Below are 18132 nucleotides of genomic sequence, written 5' to 3' on the forward strand. Positions count from 1 at the left end.
CCCTATCGATTCCGGAGCATTTCCATGACCACGGCCACTATCTCTGTTACGCCAACGACAGTTGCACGGGTGTATTCCGTCGGCCGCGCACTGCTTGGCTCGCTTTTTCTGATTTCCGGGCTAATGAAGATGGGCAGTTTCGCCGGATACTCCGCATGGATTGCCAGTGCTGAACTGCCGATGCCAAGTCTCTTGCTGGTGTTGGCCATGGCGATCGAGATCATGGGCGGCATCACCCTGATTTCCGGTTGGAACGCAAAATGGGGAGCGCTGCTTCTCGCGGCGTTTCTGGTGCCAACCACCCTGATCTTCCACGGCTTCTGGCGCGCCGATCTTGCAGATTCCTGGAATCAGTTCAACCACATTCTGAAGAACATCGCGATCCTGGGCGGGATGCTTGTCATCTTCGCGATCGAGTCATCACGCGGGCGTCAGCCGAAGTAACGGGGAGAAACGCGATGAGCATCAGCCGAAGTCTTGGACCCGAGCAGACGCAGGCCTCATCCGGTTCCAGTGACAATATTCTGCGAAATCGGGAGAACTTCTCCCTGGTCCTCGGTGGGCCACTTTATCAATTGCTGCGTCGCGCCCATTTGTCCGATGATGCATTGCTTCTCGTGCGGCAACGCGTTCTCTGCATCTCGCTCTTCGCTTGGTTGCCATTGCTGATGTTGTCTGCCTTCGAGGGAAACTTATTCAGCAAGGCCACGACGGTACCGTTCCTGATGGATATGGAGGTTCATCTCCGGTTTCTCGTGGCAGTGCCCTTGCTGGTTGGCGCAGAACTCGTCGTACACCGGCGCTTGCGTGGCATCGGCCATGCATTCATCGAACGGAATCTGATTCCCGACGCCGCGATGAGCAAATTCGACGAGGCCCTCGGCGCCGCATTCCGCCTCCGCAACTCGGTAGTCGGCGAATTGCTGTTGATCGCTGTCGTCTATGGAATCGGCATCGTGATCGTCTGGCGTCATTACACCGGCCTCCAGACGGCCACGTGGTACGCAACGCCGACCGACAGCGGTTCAAAGCTCTCGCTTGCGGGCATCTGGTATGGCTATGTCAGCCTGCCACTGTTCCAGTTCCTGCTGGTGCGCTGGTATTTCCGCCTATTCATCTGGATGCGTTTTCTCTGGCAGGTATCGCGCATCAAGCTGAGCCTGATCCCAACGCATCCGGATCGCGTTGGCGGTCTCGGCTTTCTTTCCAATACCGTCTACGCTTTCGCGCTGCTGCTCGCCGCGCATGGGGTCATGCTTGCGTCAAATCTCGCCAACCGCATCTTTTTCCTCCAAGCGGCGCTACCAGATTACAAAATGAAAATTGGCGCAATGATGATCTTTCTGCTGGGCATAGTTGTCGGCCCGTTGCTGGTATTCGCGCCGCAGCTTGCCCAGGCGAAGCGCACAGGACTGAACGAGTATGGAACGCTGGCGGAACGCTATGTTCGCGAGTTTGACAACAAATGGCTGCGTGGGTGCGCACCGGTCGACGAACCGTTGGTGGGCAGCGGTGACATCCAGTCACTTGCCGATCTCGGCAATAGTTTCGAGGTGGTACGCGGCATGCGGATTGCGCCCGTCACCAGGGATGCCATCGTGCAGCTTGCGGCGGCTGTACTGATTCCGATCGTGCCGCTGGCGCTCACCATGATGCCTCTCGAGGAGTTGCTCAAGCACCTGTTCGGGCTCCTGTTCTAGAAAAGCTGACGAAGGAGGCACCATGAACGCCACGATGCGCGCAATGGTTTTCGACGGGGGGAGCCCAATCCTTGCTGACCGCCTGGTCCAAGTGCCAGTCCCGGCAGCGGGCGAGGTGCGACTCCGCGTAGCGGCGTGCGGCGTGTGCCGTACGGACCTGCATGTGGTCGATGGAGACCTCCGCTCGCCCAAGCCGGCGCTGATCCCGGGCCATGAGATCGTGGGTCGCGTCGATGCGCTCGGCCCCGGTGTCGTTGGACTGACAATCGGCGAGCGGGTCGGCGTGCCATGGCTGGGACACACCTGCGGGAAGTGCCGCTTCTGCCTGAGCGGGCGGGAGAACCTCTGCGACGCCCCCCAGTTTCACGGCTATACGCGTGACGGCGGATACGCCGAGTACGTAGTCGCCGATGCCGGCTATTGTTTTCACCTTCCCGAAGGGTACGACGACGAGCATGCCGCGCCGCTTCTTTGCGCGGGCCTCATCGGCTTCCGGACACTGCGCTCGGCCGGGGATGCGCAACGTATCGGCATCTACGGATTTGGCGCCGCCGCGCATATCGTGACGCAGATTGCGGTGGCACAAGGCCGGACTGTCTACGCCTTCACGCGGCCCGGGGACCACGCTGCCCAGACTCTTGCCGCGGATGTCGGCGCCGCCTGGGCCGGCAGCAGCGAGGACAAGGCGCCCGCCACGTTGGACGCTGCCTTGATCTTTGCCTCCGACGGCGCCCTTGTGCCTGCAGCGCTGGCGGCTGTCGACAAGGGTGGCACCGTGGTCTGCGGGGGCATTCACATGAGCGACATTCCCTCCTTCCCGTATCGCCAGTTGTGGCAAGAGCGGCGGATCGTCTCCGTAGCAAACCTGACACGTGCCGACGGCCTCGGCCTGATGGAAGCCGCAGCCATGTGGCCATTGCATATTCGTACCACGCCCTATCCTCTTTCCAGTGCCAATGCCGCGCTGGATGACCTGCGCGCTGGCCGTCTGGCCGGGGCGGCCGTGCTTCGCATATGATGGCCTCAATCGCGGCTTCGCCATGGTTTGGCGCGGCATGATGGAACACGAAAAACCTGTTCGAAATGCCAGTACGCAAGATAGTCAATCCGAGCAAGCGTGCGACAACGCACACAGCGGATACCGGACAGGCATCACATCGACGGGGAAATCGGTCGCCAAATGCAAGCAGCCCTTGCGCCCCGCTTCATGCTGAGTGCGATGGCCAACATTCCGCGCGCCGCGGCATTCGAACGCCGGCTTGTTGGCCGGGAATGATATTGCTAGGCTCCATTGGCGTGCTTGGGCGAAGCGTAGGTCGTAATCCGGAAGTCCCACCAAGCGGGATGCTATCGATGGGGAAATCGAGATGGAACGACACGGACGCGCCCGGAACCAAGGTTCAGGCAACACGCGGCCTTGCGCATGTCGCCCGCGATCCAGCCGACCCGCTATATGCGAAGCAGTGGAACTTCACGCTTCCAACCAGCCACGCACATGCTGGCCTACCTCGACGGCGACTTTCTCTACAAGGCCGTGGAATACCTGCAAAAGGGTGGCAAGCCAGACCAGTTCAAAAGCACAGGCGTGCGGCCGGACCTGATGAAGCGCGGCGCCGTCCGCTCGGTGTTCGATGGACGCTACACGTTCGCCCGCTACTTCTCGCTAAAGCAGCATAACCGGCCCAGGACATTGGAAGAACTCAACCAGTTCAATGACGTGGAGTTGTATGACCTGCAGACCGACCCGTTCGAGATGCGCAACCTGGCGCCCGACAGTCGATACCGCGAGGTTGTCGTCGCCATGAACGAGAAGCTGAATCGGCTGATCGATGCGGAGGTCGGTGAAGACCGCGGCCAGATGCTTCCTGGCGGTATCGATGCAGGGTGGGAAGTCACACCGGAAACCATGGCCGGAGCGTGATGTGTGAGGCGGCCACCGGCTGGATGGTCGCGCCGGCGCCCCGCATCAAGGGAGATTCACATGACGAAGCGATTCAAGGTCGGAGACCATGTCAGCTGGAATTCAGAGGCGGGCCGGGTGTCAGGCACCGTCATCGCCGTGCATACGCGCGATTTCGACTATAAGGGGCATGTCCATCGCGCTTCAGAAGATGAACCCCAGTACGAAATCAAAAGCGACAAGACGGACCACATTGCTGCTCACCGGGGCGCAGTGCTTGCGCTGACACCCCGCAAACGCGGCATGTGAGACCTTCGCACCTCCAAGGCGGCAACAAGCTCGGTCCGTGTAGGACATCCTCGGATATCTCGCCCCGGCCATACAACGCGAGACTGATGTCATGGCAGCTCATAGCGAGAGCATCATGAAAGACATCACTGTCATCACCAGCGCCGGGCCCCTCATTTCGCTGATCGCCGGCATCCTGATCCTGATCATGCCGCGACTGCTCAACTACATTGTCGCCATCTACCTGATCGTCATCGGATTGCTTGGACTGTTTGGCGGACACCTGCACTGAGCGCATGCCGTGACCCCGCCAGTGACGGTGGCAGCCCCCGACGGAAAAATCCGTCAGCGGGAATGCACCTTGAACGTTTCGCCCCCCCTGCCCGCCCGGTCCACCGCAGCGATCCGATTCCGGCCATTGTCCTTGGCATGGTAAAGCTGCGCGTCGGTCAGATTGACGAATGTCGCGGTGTCTTCACGGTCAGTCGGCACCACGGTGCCCACGCCAAAGCTTGCCGTAACACACTGGTTGTACGGCGAGCGGACGTGCGCGATCGCCTGTCCGGCAATCAGCTCGCGGCAACGCTCCGCGGTACGCACCGCCGCGTAGGCGTCGGTATCCGGCAGGACCAGCACGAATTCCTCGCCGCCGAAGCGGGCCACGAAGGCATCCGGTCCGGCAGCTTGCTGCAACAGGCCGGCGACGCGCTTCAGGCAGGCATCGCCTTGCAGATGGCCGTAGTAATCGTTGTACGACTTGAAAAAATCGATATCGGCCAGGATCAGCGACAGCGGCTTGCCTGACGCCTGGCCTGCGGCCCATTCGCGCTCCAGCGTGCGGTCGAACATGCGCCGATTGCTTAGGCCGGTCAGGCTGTCGCGAAACGAGAGGTCTTCCAGCTCTTTCTGCAGGCGCGCCAGTTCCTGCTCGGTGCGCTTGCGTTCACTGATGTCGAACATGAAGCCGACCAGGGCCTCGACTTCGCCGCGCGCGTTGCGCACCACGTGCACCACGTCGCGCAGCCAGACGTAGCCCCCGTCGCGCGTCAGCGCGCGGTAGTCGGCCTCGTGGTCGGTGCCGCTCTGCGACTGCGCCACGCAGAATTCGACCACGGCGGCGCGGTCGTCGGGATGCATGCGCTCGGCCCAGTCGTTGACGGTCTGCCAGCTCGACGGTGTCCATCCAAGCAAGGCTTCGATCTGCGGGCCGATATAGGCGAACGTCATGGTGGCCCAGTCGATTTTCCACGGGATGGCCTTGGTCGATTCCAGCAGCGTCCGGTAGACGGCGCCGTCGCCATCTCCGAAAACGTGCTGGTTCCGTGCCAGGGTTTCCTCATGCCGCAGGAATGCTGCCTGAAGAAGGATTTGAGACGATTCCGAGCTGTTCATGTTGGCCACTCGCGGTTGCAGGTTGGGAGCACGACTGGCTAACGGCCGGACGGACGTAGTTCTGAAGTAAAAATCTGGCCCTTCCCTGCGCCCGACCCGAGGCGCTGTCCACCGCGGCGCCGGGAGATGCATAGCGGGTTGCCCGAAAGTGACAAGGGCCGGCTTCAGTGGCCGGCCCCCTCCTTCACGTGTCACATCACTTGGTGGCGCAGGTATAGCTCGCGGCTACGTTGACATCGCCGGATCCGTTGTACTTCGGCCAGTTCGGATACTCGCACAGCGGCCGGGTCCGGCCCGGAACACCGACTGTGTCGGTCACGACCTGCGACGACGGTGCCGTATTCTTCTCGACCCAGTTCTCCAGCGCAGTCAGCGAATCCCACGAGGCGTTGAAGACGGAGCTCACGGCGTGGCCATAGCCGGGGATCTCGTAGTAGCGCATGAACGCGCTGACACTGTCCGCCCCGCCCATCGTGCTTTGCACCCGCGTGAAATAGTCCTCGGTCGAGCGCGTGCTGACCAGCGCGTCGGACATGCCATGCGCCATCAGGATTTTGCCGCCATGGTTCTTGAAGGCGGACAAGTCGGTCTTGTTGACGTCCTGGATCGCGGTGAGCTGGCTGATGCGGTCCTGCCACGACCCCGGGTTCTGCGGGTCGAGCGTGAGCGAGTTGAAGGTCGGGTCACGCGTGACGAAGTAGCGCACCCACTGGTCCCAGAACACGCTCATGTACGGCGCAGTGGCCGGCATCGGGTTGGCCGGGGCATCGGTATTGAGGGCCAGCGAGATGACCGTGGGCTGGATGGACGCCGTGCCGGCAAGGCCCAGGTCCGCGCCCCATACGTTGAAACCAGGATATCTTGTCTCTCCGCTCCCCAGCGCATAGCCAAACACGATTTCCGAGTTATAGACCTTCAGGGCGCTGATCTGCGCGTCAGACAGGCAGGTGTCGCCGGTATCGGCGCCGTTGGCGCAACGCACGGCCTGGCCGTTCAGCATCGCCGTCGACGGGTCGAAACTGGCGTTGCAGGCGGCGACATTGCTGATCAGGCCGTCCTTGACACCGTCCAGGTTGTCGCACGCGGCGATGGCGGCGTCATACAGCACCTTGCGCTTGGCCTGGTTCGGATAAGCGCCCGGCGCGGCGAACGCGCGCGTGATGCGGCCGAACTGCAGGTCCAGGCTGGCGGCATTCCAGGCCGGATAGAGCACGATGGCGCCGTCCCAGTCCGTAGGCCAGCGCTGCACCACTGCCAGCGCTTCGCGGCCGCCGGATGATCCGCCGGCGAAGTAGGCCTTCTTCGGACCATCGGCCTGGTAGTGCAGCTTGATCAGCGCCACCGCGGCGTCGCGGGTTTTCTTCAGCGCGTCGCCGGCGAAGTTGCGCAGCGCCTCGTCATTGGTGCCGAACGAGCCGTCGCGGCTGCCGAGCGCGCCGGCCTGGTGGCCGGAATCGCTGGCGAACGTGGCATAGCCGCGCGCAAGCGGCGTGGGCTGGTCGGTCGGGCCTGCCGGGACGTTGCCGGCCGTATTAGGGATGGTGCCGTCGTAGCCGCCGCCGCCGAACATGACGACCTTCTGGTTCCAGCTCGCCGGCATGTCGACTTCGAACTTGATGGGCGGCGCGGTCGGATCGACCGAGGTGATCGTGCCGGTCACCTTGCAGTACTCGCCGGTGCCAAGCTGGCCGCCGCCGGAGGCCGGCACCTTGACCGCGGCAGTGACGGTCGCGCCCTTGGTAGGCAGGCCGATGCTGCTGGATGCAACGGTCTGGCCTGGCATGTTCTCGCAGGCTACCGGGGTAACCGGGTGCGTAGGATTATTGGCATGGTCGTCATCGCCACCGCCGCCACCGCAGGCGCTCAAGACAAGTACTGCGGCAGTCGCAACGACGCGCGGCGCCAGTCCGACTGGCGCTGGCAAACGTCTACATCCAATGTCTTTTGACATTTTCTTCTCCAGGTGTCTCCAGGGGTGGGATACGCCTGCGGTGTCGCCGGACGAGATATCCCGGACGACCCTCCGCAATCGACGTGCCAATGCCGATGCCGGAGCGGATGTGGATTGGAATATGCTGTGGCTTTCATATGTGTCGCGCTTGTTATACGGGCCTCGAAATCGCCTGCGCGCGTCGGTATGAATCTTTTTCAAACGCTTGAAAGAATCTGCATAGGGCCGTGAGGCGATAAGCCGCCCTGGCGCTCAAAAATAGGACGGCCCGATGCGCAGCTGGTGGACGAGCGCAAGACTGTGTAACCCATGCAGCCAGATTTCATCCGAAACCGCGAGCGCAATCAGCCAGGACGCCGCGACGATGACAAGGTCGCAGCGCCCGCTCTTCCACCAGTTGAGGGAATGCCGGCCAGCGATCCACGGCACCCCAAGTGGATTCGGCCAGTCGGCCAGCAGGTGCATGACGCCCCCACAGGCAAATCCGAATGCCGGCGCCGCCAGGACGTGTGTTCCCAGCGCATGGTAGGCCCACCCCAGCAGGCCGACCCACGCGATGCCCCAGTGCGTCCAGGTCCGATGGGTGATCCAGAGGCGGCGCGACCTTGACCACCATGCCACCTCGAGCCAGTCCGGCGCCGTGCTGCCCAGCAACGCCGCCACGAAACCTGCCGCGCTTTCCCACACCCACCCGCCACCGCCGCACTTTGCAATGACGGAGGCGGCGATGACGGCCGTCGCCCATCCCGTGGCGTGGTGTGCTTTGGTTGAGGCCATGATGGGACTGCGTTGCTTTGCCGGTGATCAGTGAGGGCGCGCATCTTGGCAGATATGCCTTCAAAACGCCAGAGCCGGATCGCTGCCACCTTGGGCGATGCTTTGCTGTGCCGCAGCACAGGCCGGCCGCGACGCGGGCGAGCATTGCCCTCTCGCCTCGATCCACGACACAATGGCACCCGTTCCGGAAACTGGCCGATTCGCGCCGGAACCGACCTTGCCCATCCCATCCCCATGAAACTTCACCAGCTCCGCGCGCTCGCCGCGGTCGCCGACGCCGGCAGCATCCAGGAGGCCTCGCGCGTGCTACACATCACGCAACCCGCGCTCAGCAAGGCCATGAAGGAGCTGGAAACCTCGGTCGGCGCCACGCTCTTCGTGCGCTCCAGCAAGGGCATCCGCCTGACGCCCATTGGCCAGCGGCTGGTCGGCCATGCGCGGCTGATCAGCGAGAACGTGCGCCGCGCGCGCGACGACCTCGAAGACATGAAGGGCACCGTCGTCAGCGAAATCAGCTTCGGCGTCACGCCGGTGACGGCCCTGATGCGGCCGGTGGCTGCCGTGCTCGACACCTTCCGCCGCGAATTCCCCGGGGCGCGCCTGCGCATCCAGGAAATGCGGCCGGCGCAATTGCTCGAGCAGGTGCGCGAAGGCATGATGGATTTCGCGCTGACGTCACAACTGCTGCCGGCCGATCGCGGGCTCGACTGCACTCCTGTGTGCCGAGTGCCGTCTGTGATCGGCGCACGCAAGGGCCATGCGCTGCGCGGCTCGCGCTCGCTGCGCGAGCTTCAGCAGGCCGACTGGCTCACGCTGGATCCGCTCAGCGATTTCCACTCGCCCTTTCCGTTGCTGTTCGCCAGCGCGGGGCTGGAGTTGCCGCAGCGCGTGGTGGAATGCACGTCGATGAGCCTTGCGCTCGATCTGTGCTGGAAGTCCGATGCGCTGCTGCTGCTCTCGGCCGAATCGCTGCGCAACGCGCTGATCCTGCAGACCATCGACTTCATCACCATCGATGAGCCGCTGCCGGACCGCATGGTGTCGCTCGTCACGCGGGACCGCCACACCCTCACCTGGGCGGCGGAACGCCTGCATGGCCGCCTGCTTGACGGGCTGCAGCAGTTGCACGGCGTGGCCGGCCACGCCGCCTGACGGCGACTAGCGAGCCCCTTCACGAGACGCCGCGCCCGCTCGCACGGCGCCCTTCTCCGGGATTACCCGAGCATAGCCATTGCTCATACCCATGAACAAAAGCTAGGACCGCGAACGCGGCCGTCCTCGTACCATCTGACGCACACGGGATCGGGCGCACCGGTCTCCTGTTCCGGCTACTACGCCCCAGCGCCATACCAGCGAGGATTCAATGATCGATTCGCAGCCCGCGTTACTCACCCTCCCGCCTCAGGCGGGCGCCGCTGCAGGTGCCGCGCCCGCAGCCGAACGCTCGCATGCGCGCCGCGCCGTGGTGGCCGCCGCCATCGGCAACGGCCTGGAGATGTATGACTTCACCGTCTACAGCTTCTTCGCTGCCACCATCGGCCGCCTGTTCTTTCCGAGCAGCAGCCCGCTGGCCTCGCTGATGCTGTCGTTCGCGACCTTCGGCGCCGGGTTTGTGATGCGGCCGCTCGGCGCCGTGCTGATCGGGCATTTCGCCGACCGCCGCGGCCGCAAGGCTGCACTCACGCTGACCATCGGATTGATGACAGCTGGCACTGCGCTGATCGCCTTCGCGCCCACGCACGCGTCGATCGGGCTGGCCGCGACCGTGATCGTGGTCATGGGACGCCTGCTGCAGGGCCTCTCGGCTGGCGGGGAAATCGGCGCGGCCTCGGCGCTGCTGATGGAATCGGCCGGCAAGCAGAAACGCTGTTTCCTGGTGAGCTGGCAAGGCGCCACCCAGGGCGGCGCCGCCCTGGCTGGCGCGCTCACCGGCGCGGCCATCACCGCGGCACTCTCGCCGGAGGCCATGATGTCGTGGGGCTGGCGCATTCCGTTCATGATCGGCCTGCTGATCGCGCCGGTCGGCCTCTACATCCGCCGCAACCTGAAGGAAACGCATACGGGCGGCGCGGAACACGCCGACCTGAAGTCCGTCTTCCGCAAATACTGGCGCGTGCTGCTGCTGGGCACGCTGCTGATGACGGGCAGCACCTCGGGCATGTACATCACGGTCTTCTACATGCCGACGTACCTGATCCAGTCGATCCACATGCCGCCGGTTACGGCCTTCCTGGCCGCGTGCATGGCCGGCCTCGCCATGCTGGTCATGTCGCCGCTGTTCGGCAAGCTGGCCGATCGCCTGCCCACGCGCAAGCCGATGATCGTGGCGGCCGGAATGTCGTCGCTGGCCTGGTGCTATCCGAACTTCCTGCTGCTGACCACGCATGCCACGCTGACGTCGGTGGTCCTGCAGATCGGCGTGAGCGTGACCATCATGTCGATCAGCGGGGGCGCGGGCGCCGCCATGATGATGGAAGCGTTCCCGCGCGAACAGCGCGCCACCGGCATGTCGGTGATGTACAGCCTGGGCGTGACCGTTTTCGGCGGCTTTGCCCCGCTGGTGGTGACCTGGCTGATTGCCACCACCGGCTCGCCGATGGCGCCCGCCTGGTACCTGATGAGCGCCAGCACCATCAGCCTGATCGCCCTGTCGATGTTCCCTTCCCACCCTGGTCGCGACTGACGCCCACCTCCTACGCATGAAACCATGATCCAACCGCCCGAGAACCTGAACATCCCCGCGGCGCTGCATGCGGCCGCGCAGCGCTTCGCGCAAGTCCGCCAGCGCATCCATGCCCGTCCGGAACTGGGCGCGGACGTCGCCCATACCGCCGAGCTGGTGGCCGGCCTGCTGAAGCAGTGGGGCTATAGCGTGCACACCGTTGGCGGCCGCGGCCTGGTGGGCCAGCTCCGGGTGGGCGACGGCACGCGCCGCATCGGCCTGCGCGCCGACATGGACGCCCTGCCGCTGCAGGAGCGCACCGGACTGCCCTACGCCAGCGAAATCCCGGGCCGCATGCATGCCTGCGGTCACGACGGCCACACGGCCACGCTGCTGGCGGCCGCGGAATACCTCGCTTCGACGCGCAACTTCACGGGCACGCTGAACCTGATCTTCCAGCCGGACGAGGAAGGCCTGACCGGGGCCCTCGCCATGATGGCCGACGGCCTGTTCGAGCGCTTCCCTTGCGACGGCATCTATGCCTTCCACAATGCGCCCGGGCTGCCGCTCGGTGCGGCCGTGGTGCAGGAAGGTCCGCTGGGCGGCTCGTCGGACCGCGTCACCGTGACCTTCCGCGGCCGTGGCGGACACGGTGCCATGCCCAACCTCGCCGTCGATCCGACGCTCGCCATGTCGGCCACCGTGGTGGCCTTGCAGGGCATCGTCGCGCGCAACGTGGCGCCGGTGGACGCCGCCGTCATCAGCGTCGGCGAAATGCAAGCGGGCACGACGTACAACATCATTCCCGAGACGGCAACGCTCAAGCTCAGCGTGCGCGCCACCAAGCCGGAAGTGCGCGAACTGCTGGAGCGCCGCATCCGCGAGGTGGTCTCGCACCAGGCGGCCTCGTACGGCGTGCAGGCAGAAGTCGACTATGAGCGCATGGTCCCCGCGATCCAGAACAGCACGCGCGAGGCCGCAATCGCCCGGGACGCGGTGGCATCGGTGGTCGGCAGCGAGCGCGTGATCAGCGTGCCGCCGTCGTCGCAGATGGGGAGCGAGGACTTTGCCTGGATGCTGGAGAAAATGCCCGGCTGCTACTTTGCGCTGGGCAATGGCATGGCCGGGCAGGCGTGGGTCGGATGCTCGCTGCACAACGATGGCTATGACTTCAACGACAAACTGATCCCGATCGGCGCGGCATGCTGGGTCGCGCTGGCCGAGCAGTACCTGCGCTGACGCGGCTTGCATGAGGGAGCGGCCTGATGCGAATCGGTTCGGCCTGTTTCAATACTTACGGATTGTCACGAGTTCCGCGTCATCCTGGCTTCGGACGGTGCCGTTGTAGGGGACAAGCACGGCAAATTGCCGCGCTTCAAAAACCCCTCAGGAGTTACGCCATGAAGAAGCTGTTCGCTGCCCTCGCCTCTGCAGCCCTTGTCGGTACCGTCTTCGCGCAGACGGGTGTGCCAGCTTCGACGACTCAGCCACAGGCAGGGGCGACGCAAGACCAGGCCAAGGCTGACGTCAAAGCTGGTGCCGGCAAGTCCGCCGCCACGGATATGCACCACAAGTCCGCCAAGGATACGCACCACAAGTCCGCCAAGATGGGGGCTGCCCATTCCCACGCAAGCAAGACTAAAGCGCAGGCGGATGCGAAGCGGGACGCCACCCAGGCGAAGGCCAACGCGGATGCGGCGAAACCAGGCACGCCGACCGACACGGTGAAAGCGACAACCACCGCCAATACCGACAAGACGAAGAAGCAGTAAGCCGCTCCGCCTGGCGCGAGCCGGAGGTCCGTTGCCAGCGGCTTGCCGTGGCAACGCCGTTCGCGTACAGGAGCTTTGTGGAGAGCGCCGGTGGGCTGCAAGGCCCGCCTGGCCTCTCCGTCTTTGTCATCGTTGCGGGGTTGTCATGAAGGTCATTGTCGCGCTGCTGATTTCCCTTTCCACACTGCTCGGCGGCTGTGTCGTGGTGCCGTACGGTGGCGGATACTACGACGGCTACCATGGTTCCCGCGGGTACTGGGGCCACGGGCACGGCTACCGTTGATGTCCATGCCTGGGATGCAAGCGCCTTTGCTGGCGCTCCCTTAATGCGGCAATACAGTCAGCCCGGACGCGCCGAGTGATGTCGTCCTGCGCTGGCTCCTGAGCACGCCATCCTGGTCGAACTCGAACAGGACAGTCGACGATCGGATCTCGCCCCCCGAGAACAGCGGGCCGATGAACGGAATAAAACTCTCCGCGTGAGGCTTTGAGGTCGCAAACGAATAGACCAGTATGAGCGCCCCATTGCTCAAGGCCGCCCGGGATGTCGGTGCGCCAAGTTGTCCGGTCACGTCGCCGATGGTGGTAAATCCCGGAAGGAAGTTCTCCAGTTGTTCCGGCATGACGTCGACGCCCGTCGATACACAGCCCGTCATCAGGCTGCATACGACAATCCATGCGTGAACCCAGTTCATCTCGCCACCGTCCTGCTGCCTGTACCGCAACGCTGGCGAGGCGCCTCGCGCGTGGCGCGAGCGCGGCCCGGCGATGCGTCCAATACCCTCGTCCTTCAAGGATAGGACTTTGCGGAGAGACCGGAATTCGATGGACGACGATCTTGCCGCGGTGGCGTCGTTTATCCGGTCGAGCGCTTTAGCCGCATCGACAGCGAGAAGCTGTCCGCGGGGTGCACCGTCACCGAGAACTCGAACGCTTCGCCGGCCGCGTCCAGATAGCGGCGCAGGATCTTGAGCACGGCTGCGCCCTCCTCCAGCCCGAGCCCCTTGGCGATACGCGCGTCCGCAAGCGTCGAGGCGCGCACGTCCTGTTCGATCTCGGCGATCTGCCGGCCATAGCGCGACTCGATCAGCGTACTGACCAGCTCCGGTGACGTGGTCACCAGCTCGCCAATGTCCGTGTAGGCCGGGTCGATATAGATGTCCGTCCACGCCATCGGCGAGGCGGCAGGCCCTTCGTCCAGGCGGATGCTGGAGATCCGCAGCCACGGCGAGCCTTCCGCACAGCCGATGTCGCGCGCGAGTTCCCCCGCCACGCTGACGGTCTGCACCGATTGCACCCGGCGCGAGTGTTCGACCCCGAACTGGACCAGATCGTCGACCGACGCCAGCGTGGGCCGGAATTTCGCCTTGGGCCGCGACGCCTCCACCCGCGTGCCCACGTTCTTGCGCCGCGACACCAGGCCCTGGTCCTGCAATTCCTGCAGCACCGCGCGGATCGTGTAGCGGCTCGCGTTGAACTGCTCGCATAGCTCGAACTCCGTGGGCAGCAGCGACCCGACGGGAAACTGGCCGCCTGCGATGCCGTCACGAAGTTGCCTGGCGATCTCCGCCGAGTTGGTTCTGCTCATCTGGGTTCCGACTACATCCGTTGTCATGGAAATCGGTTCATGGGTAAACCCTTGCCTCATAAATATGTTCGAACATATTTAATGCTCAACATGTTCGAACATATTAGCGAGCCCGATCAGATGGCTCGCATTTTCTTGGCGCCGAAAGCGTCGCGGAAGAGGAGGAACGCTTCCCCGGCTGCCTGATCCATGCTTTCGGCCTGCACAAGATGGCCGTCGCTCAGTCCAATCTGCGTTGTGGCGTGCTCGATGCCCCGCTCGGCGACGCCATCGTCGCCGCCGCCGCGGAACTGCGCAGCGGCCGCTTCGACGACCATTTTCCGCTGACGATCTGGCAGACTGGTTCCGGCACGCAGACCAACATGAATGCCAATGAGGTCATCGCCAACCGGGCCAACGAACGGCTGGGGCAGCCGCTGGGCACCAGATCGCCCGTTCATCCGAACGACCACGTGAATGCCTCGCAGTCCTCCAACGACAGCTTTCCGTCGGTCATGCACGACCTGTGCTGGATGAGCTCCGGCCCGAATTCGGGGTTTGGCGAACTGCTGCTACCGGAAGACGGGCTGACGTCGTCCATCATACCGGGCAAGCGCAATCCGACCATCGCGGAAGTCATGGTGCAGGCGGCCATGCAGGTGCCGGGCAACCACGTGGCGGTGACCATGGCGGCCTGCTCCGGCAACTTCGAGCTGAATGTCGCGAAGCCCGTGCTGGTCTACAACGTGCTGCAGTCGATCCGGCTGCTGGCAGACAGCGCGAACGTGGTGGCCACGCGCCTGATCCCAGGCATTGAGCCGGCGTGCGAACGGCTGGACCGGGACCTGCAGAGCCCCTTGCTGGCCGTTACGGCGCTGAATCCGGTCATCGGATACGACCAGGCGGCCGCCATTACCCGCCACGCTGCGCGCAGCAGGATCACGCCCCGCGCGGCGGCCATCGAACTTGGATTGCTGGATGGGGAAACGTTCGACAGGCTGGTGGATCTGCGTCGCATGGCAGGAAGATGATCGAACGAGGCGGGTCCGGACGACGGGGCGGCGCGAACCGGCTATCCTGACGCTTGCCGCGACTCCCGCGCCAGGCCGAATGGGAACGGCAACGCAAACCATGCAGCGCATTCTCCCTGATTCTCCCTGTCGCCACCGTGATCACCGCAACGCCATCCCCGCCCCTCCTCGATGAAATCCTGCGCACCGTCACCCGGCGCTACGAGGTGCCTGAGACGCCCGTTCCATCGGGCCAGATCCGCGAAGCCCGCCCCGCGGAGCGGGTCGCGATCGCCATCGAGCAGGCGCGACTGTCTCTGGCCCACGGCAAGTTGCCGGACGGCTCGCTGAAGCGCCAGTTTGCCGACGCGCTCGCGGACATGATCCGCGAAGCCATTCACCCCGATTCCGGCGACCCGGTCTTCCAGGCCATGGTACTTCGGCACCGCGCCGCGCCGGTGCGCGAGTTCGCATCGCTGTCGGCGCGCGCGGAGGGTGACCGGCGCGCGGTCCTTGCTGCCGTGAACGCCGTGGCGCATCCGAACCGGCAACAACGCATGGCGCCAGGCCGCCAGCGTGAAGCGTTGGCGGACCTTCATGCGTCGGCGACAGCTTCCTCATGGTCATCGCTGCGCGGCATCGCCCAACGCCTCATCGATGCGGCGAATAGCGAGAACGGCTCGCCCATTGCGCACGCGCTGACGCGGCTGCTGGACAACCCTGCCCTGCAGCGCTTGCAGCGCATCGAGGCCCTGCAAGCGGATGAGCTGGTGCGTCGGTACGCTTCGCTGTGGGGTCGCGTCGGTCCCCGCCCGGGAAGCGCGACAGCGGTTGCCCAGGGCGTTTCAGCGCAGCAACGCGGGGCCGGCGCCGAGGCCCTGGCGGCGCAAGCGCTCCAGATCCTCGCGCAGCGCCTGAACGAGGCGGAAGGCGACGGTGCGCGCTATCGCGTCGTGACTTCGCTGCGCGTCCCGGCTTCGATTCCCGCCAGCCATGAACGCGCAAAGACCGAATGGGACGTGGTCTTGCTGCGCCGGTCTGTTCCGGTCGATGGCCTGCCTGCCTGGGATGTCTGCCTGCTAGTCGAGGTCAAGGCGTCCGTTGACGCGGCGACCACGGACTTCCCGCGCTTGCTGCGCGGCCTGCGCCTGCTTGCGCACGCTAAGGACGGTGCGGCTTATGCGTTCGCCTCCCACGAGGGAACGGTGCGCCTGCGCGGCGCCGCTCTTGGCGCGCTCTGTGCCGGTGCGCCCGACCTGACGCGCACGGTGCTCTATTGCTGCGACGCCCGCGCCGAGACGGCCCCGCGCCTGCTCGGCGCGGCGAGTCGCATGCAACTCCTGTCGGCGGACGAGAGCCTTGCATTCGCCAGCCACCTCGCGGCAAACGAGCCTGCGGATGCCGGGGACCTTGAACCGCTCTGGCTTCCGTTGCTGGAAGCCGAGCGCTGGAAAACGGTGCTAAACCAGTATTCGACGCTGCGGCAGGTGCGTGAGTTGATGGTCCATACCGAAGACCTGCTTCACGCGATCGACCGGGCCGTTGCCAAGCGTTGATATGCCGGTCAATGGTGCTGGCCCCCACCTTCCCCGACCACCCGTTTCAGTTCTGACTCACACTTTTGCTATCCCCCTTCGTGGGGTTGCTTGATCGGCCTCCATCGGCAGTCGGTGTGTCGAGCGGAAAACCACGACTATTCCCTGGGAAAACGCGACTTTTCCATACCGGTGGTCAGCACTTCGGACCATGCGCGGCTCGTCCATAGAGCGTATTTCCGCCTCCCTGTCGCGCGACTAGATTGAACGCATCGCTGGCATCGAAGAAGTGCCATCGAACTTCGATCATTCGCACAATCCGGGGAGCGTCATGAAAAACATCCACGTGAAATTGGGAGTCGTGCCACTTGCATGCCTGGCCATCGTTGTTGCCGGTTGCGGCGGAGGCGGTGGCGACTCGGCGCCGACCGCTATCACGGCGGCTCCAGGCTCCAGCAACACCGCACCTGTGACGACGCCGACTGCGTCCACCAGCGCCTTACTGTCAGGCACCACCGATCCGGGGCCGGATATCGGCAAGGACGGGGATTTCTACGTGAACACCACCACCGGGATGCTGTTCGGGCCCAAGGCAAACGGCGCGTGGCCTCCAGGCGTTGCGGTCGCCGGATCTCCGGGAGCCAAGGGCGATACGGGCGCGCCGGGCAATACCGGTACCGCCGGCAGCACGCTCCTGACCGGCTCGGTGGACCCGGACAGTAGCGTTGGCAATAACGGCGATTACTACATCAACACCTCGACCGGGACGCTGTTCGGGCCCAAGGCCGATGGCACCTGGCCACCGGGCGTGCCGCTGGCTGGCGGTTCATCGGGAAGCGGTAGCGGCACGGTCCTGACTGGCCACGGGGCGCCGGGCAACGATATCGGCGCCAATGGCGACTACTACCTCGACACCGATACCTGGACGCTCTACGGACCCAAGGTCAACGGCCAATGGCCCGCAGGCGTGGTGCTGGCCGGCCAGCCCGGCAGTGGCAGTGGCGGCACTGGCGGCACCGGAGGCACCCCTGTCGGCAATGGCGGCCATGTGATCTACGGCAGTGGTGCGCCCACCGACAGTATCGGCGTCGATGGCGACTTCTACTTCGATACATCGACCGGCACGCTGTATGGGCCCAAGGCCGGTGGCCACTGGCCGACCACGGGCGCTACCGTACCGACCGTCTACAACGGCAACTTCAACGTGCCGGACTCGCTCAGCCGCGGGTTGTATGTCATGACGGGTGCTGGGGGGGCGGTGGCATTGCCGTCGGACTTCGCCGTCGTGATTCCTTATGACTGCACCAGCGTCACGCTGACCGCGTCCACGCTCGGCAAGCCGACCGGAAGCCTCACCATGGCGGTTTACAAGGTCACGGGTTCGGGGGCGGGTGCGACGAGCACCGCGGTGGACAACCTGAGCTGCCGGATCAGCAACGGGCAGCAAAGCTGCAGCCAGCAAATGCCGGCAGGAACCGTCAACCATGGCGACAAGCTGCAGGTGCAGCTCAACACCAACCAGGCCACCGGTTGGGGCGGGCTCGCAGTCAATCTGGCCTGCGTGAAATAAGGCCAGGC

Annotated in this window: 18 protein-coding genes and 1 pseudogene; 14 read left to right on the plus strand and 5 right to left on the minus strand. The window is 64.6% G+C overall.

Annotated features, from left to right (window positions below):
• Window positions 1–24 precede the first annotated feature (24 nt).
• The 6 genes from ACIGJB_RS08230 (at window position 25) to ACIGJB_RS08255 (ending at window position 4180) form a co-directional block, all read left to right on the plus strand.
• The gene (locus tag ACIGJB_RS08230) at window positions 25–444 is read left to right on the plus strand and encodes a DoxX family protein (protein ID WP_483732192.1); all 420 of its coding nucleotides are present in this window, start codon (window positions 25–27) and stop codon (window positions 442–444) included.
• Between the two features lie 14 nt (window positions 445–458).
• Window positions 459–1700: a hypothetical protein gene (locus tag ACIGJB_RS08235; protein ID WP_483732193.1), complete on the plus strand. Its 1242-nt coding sequence runs from the start codon at window positions 459–461 to the stop codon at window positions 1698–1700.
• 34 nt (window positions 1701–1734) lie between these two features.
• Window positions 1735–2718, plus strand: a complete 984-nt coding sequence (locus ACIGJB_RS08240) for a zinc-dependent alcohol dehydrogenase family protein (protein WP_483732283.1) — start codon at window positions 1735–1737, stop codon at window positions 2716–2718.
• A gap of 405 nt (window positions 2719–3123) precedes the next feature.
• Complete coding sequence (locus tag ACIGJB_RS08245; protein ID WP_483732194.1) at window positions 3124–3621, plus strand: hypothetical protein; 498 nt, start codon at window positions 3124–3126, stop codon at window positions 3619–3621.
• A gap of 60 nt (window positions 3622–3681) precedes the next feature.
• Complete coding sequence (locus ACIGJB_RS08250; protein WP_483732195.1) at window positions 3682–3909, plus strand: hypervirulence associated TUDOR domain-containing protein; 228 nt, start codon at window positions 3682–3684, stop codon at window positions 3907–3909.
• A gap of 124 nt (window positions 3910–4033) precedes the next feature.
• The gene (locus ACIGJB_RS08255) at window positions 4034–4180 is read left to right on the plus strand and encodes a DUF3096 domain-containing protein (RefSeq protein WP_483711488.1); all 147 of its coding nucleotides are present in this window, start codon (window positions 4034–4036) and stop codon (window positions 4178–4180) included.
• 53 nt (window positions 4181–4233) lie between these two features.
• Here the strand turns inward: ACIGJB_RS08255 and ACIGJB_RS08260 are convergent, their stop codons facing one another.
• From ACIGJB_RS08260 to ACIGJB_RS08270, 3 genes are all read right to left on the minus strand, one after another.
• Window positions 4234–5280, minus strand: a complete 1047-nt coding sequence (locus ACIGJB_RS08260; protein ID WP_483732196.1) for a GGDEF domain-containing protein — start codon at window positions 5278–5280, stop codon at window positions 4234–4236.
• A gap of 196 nt (window positions 5281–5476) precedes the next feature.
• Complete coding sequence (locus ACIGJB_RS08265; RefSeq protein ID WP_483732197.1) at window positions 5477–7063, minus strand: tannase/feruloyl esterase family alpha/beta hydrolase; 1587 nt, start codon at window positions 7061–7063, stop codon at window positions 5477–5479.
• Window positions 7064–7483: 420 nt separating this feature from the next.
• A complete protein-coding gene (locus ACIGJB_RS08270) occupies window positions 7484–8008 on the minus strand; it encodes a metal-dependent hydrolase (protein WP_483732198.1) in 525 nt (174 codons plus the stop codon).
• Window positions 8009–8242: 234 nt separating this feature from the next.
• On the opposite strand from ACIGJB_RS08270, the gene ACIGJB_RS08275 reads away from it, so the two are divergent.
• From ACIGJB_RS08275 to ACIGJB_RS08295, 5 genes are all read left to right on the plus strand, one after another.
• Window positions 8243–9160 (plus strand): LysR substrate-binding domain-containing protein, encoded by a 918-nt coding sequence (locus ACIGJB_RS08275; RefSeq protein WP_483732199.1) that lies wholly within the window; start codon window positions 8243–8245, stop codon window positions 9158–9160.
• Window positions 9161–9371: 211 nt separating this feature from the next.
• Window positions 9372–10691: an MFS transporter gene (locus ACIGJB_RS08280; protein ID WP_483732200.1), complete on the plus strand. Its 1320-nt coding sequence runs from the start codon at window positions 9372–9374 to the stop codon at window positions 10689–10691.
• A 24-nt stretch (window positions 10692–10715) separates the two neighbouring features.
• The gene (locus ACIGJB_RS08285) at window positions 10716–11909 is read left to right on the plus strand and encodes a M20 aminoacylase family protein (protein WP_483732201.1); all 1194 of its coding nucleotides are present in this window, start codon (window positions 10716–10718) and stop codon (window positions 11907–11909) included.
• Window positions 11910–12070: 161 nt separating this feature from the next.
• Window positions 12071–12442, plus strand: coding sequence for a hypothetical protein (locus ACIGJB_RS08290; protein ID WP_483732202.1), 372 nt, complete (start codon window positions 12071–12073; stop codon window positions 12440–12442).
• A 145-nt stretch (window positions 12443–12587) separates the two neighbouring features.
• Window positions 12588–12725 (plus strand): hypothetical protein, encoded by a 138-nt coding sequence (locus ACIGJB_RS08295; protein WP_483732203.1) that lies wholly within the window; start codon window positions 12588–12590, stop codon window positions 12723–12725.
• 40 nt (window positions 12726–12765) lie between these two features.
• On the opposite strand, the gene ACIGJB_RS08300 is transcribed toward ACIGJB_RS08295, so the two are convergent.
• Both ACIGJB_RS08300 and ACIGJB_RS08305 read right to left on the minus strand, forming a co-directional pair.
• On the minus strand, window positions 12766–13137 hold the full coding sequence (locus tag ACIGJB_RS08300; RefSeq protein ID WP_483732204.1) for a hypothetical protein: 372 nt from the start codon (window positions 13135–13137) through the stop codon (window positions 12766–12768).
• 161 nt (window positions 13138–13298) lie between these two features.
• Window positions 13299–14030 carry a GntR family transcriptional regulator gene (locus ACIGJB_RS08305; protein ID WP_483732205.1) on the minus strand — a complete coding sequence of 244 codons (732 nt, stop codon included), beginning with the start codon at window positions 14028–14030 and terminating at the stop codon, window positions 13299–13301.
• A 161-nt stretch (window positions 14031–14191) separates the two neighbouring features.
• Between ACIGJB_RS08305 and ACIGJB_RS08310 the strand changes: the two are divergent.
• The 3 genes and pseudogenes from ACIGJB_RS08310 to ACIGJB_RS08320 form a co-directional block, all read left to right on the plus strand.
• Window positions 14192–15040, plus strand: a pseudogene (locus ACIGJB_RS08310) (lyase family protein); the annotation flags it as partial.
• A 140-nt stretch (window positions 15041–15180) separates the two neighbouring features.
• Window positions 15181–16575 (plus strand): 3-deoxy-D-arabino-heptulosonate 7-phosphate synthase, encoded by a 1395-nt coding sequence (locus ACIGJB_RS08315; protein ID WP_483732284.1) that lies wholly within the window; start codon window positions 15181–15183, stop codon window positions 16573–16575.
• A 310-nt stretch (window positions 16576–16885) separates the two neighbouring features.
• The gene (locus tag ACIGJB_RS08320; RefSeq protein WP_483732206.1) at window positions 16886–18124 is read left to right on the plus strand and encodes a hypothetical protein; all 1239 of its coding nucleotides are present in this window, start codon (window positions 16886–16888) and stop codon (window positions 18122–18124) included.
• Window positions 18125–18132 lie beyond the last annotated feature (8 nt).

This window comes from Cupriavidus sp. C2SS-8b (assembly GCF_057073745.1).

Bases quoted from the DNA above. Each gene is read 5' to 3' on its own strand.
- ACIGJB_RS08235 (WP_483732193.1), top strand. From the start codon at position 459: ATGAGCATCAGCCGAAGTCTTGGACCCGAGCAGACGCAGGCCTCATCC.
- ACIGJB_RS08260 (WP_483732196.1), bottom strand. From the start codon at position 5,280: ATGAACAGCTCGGAATCGTCTCAAATCCTTCTTCAGGCAGCATTCCTG.
- ACIGJB_RS08230 (WP_483732192.1), top strand. From the start codon at position 25: ATGACCACGGCCACTATCTCTGTTACGCCAACGACAGTTGCACGGGTG.
- ACIGJB_RS08275 (WP_483732199.1), top strand. From the start codon at position 8,243: ATGAAACTTCACCAGCTCCGCGCGCTCGCCGCGGTCGCCGACGCCGGC.
- ACIGJB_RS08245 (WP_483732194.1), top strand. From the start codon at position 3,124: ATGTCGCCCGCGATCCAGCCGACCCGCTATATGCGAAGCAGTGGAACT.
- ACIGJB_RS08305 (WP_483732205.1), bottom strand. From the start codon at position 14,030: ATGAGCAGAACCAACTCGGCGGAGATCGCCAGGCAACTTCGTGACGGC.
- ACIGJB_RS08290 (WP_483732202.1), top strand. From the start codon at position 12,071: ATGAAGAAGCTGTTCGCTGCCCTCGCCTCTGCAGCCCTTGTCGGTACC.
- ACIGJB_RS08250 (WP_483732195.1), top strand. From the start codon at position 3,682: ATGACGAAGCGATTCAAGGTCGGAGACCATGTCAGCTGGAATTCAGAG.
- ACIGJB_RS08320 (WP_483732206.1), top strand. From the start codon at position 16,886: ATGAAAAACATCCACGTGAAATTGGGAGTCGTGCCACTTGCATGCCTG.
- ACIGJB_RS08270 (WP_483732198.1), bottom strand. From the start codon at position 8,008: ATGGCCTCAACCAAAGCACACCACGCCACGGGATGGGCGACGGCCGTC.
- ACIGJB_RS08240 (WP_483732283.1), top strand. From the start codon at position 1,735: ATGCGCGCAATGGTTTTCGACGGGGGGAGCCCAATCCTTGCTGACCGC.
- ACIGJB_RS08265 (WP_483732197.1), bottom strand. From the start codon at position 7,063: ATGCCAGGCCAGACCGTTGCATCCAGCAGCATCGGCCTGCCTACCAAG.
- ACIGJB_RS08280 (WP_483732200.1), top strand. From the start codon at position 9,372: ATGATCGATTCGCAGCCCGCGTTACTCACCCTCCCGCCTCAGGCGGGC.
- ACIGJB_RS08285 (WP_483732201.1), top strand. From the start codon at position 10,716: ATGATCCAACCGCCCGAGAACCTGAACATCCCCGCGGCGCTGCATGCG.
- ACIGJB_RS08295 (WP_483732203.1), top strand. From the start codon at position 12,588: ATGAAGGTCATTGTCGCGCTGCTGATTTCCCTTTCCACACTGCTCGGC.
- ACIGJB_RS08300 (WP_483732204.1), bottom strand. From the start codon at position 13,137: ATGAACTGGGTTCACGCATGGATTGTCGTATGCAGCCTGATGACGGGC.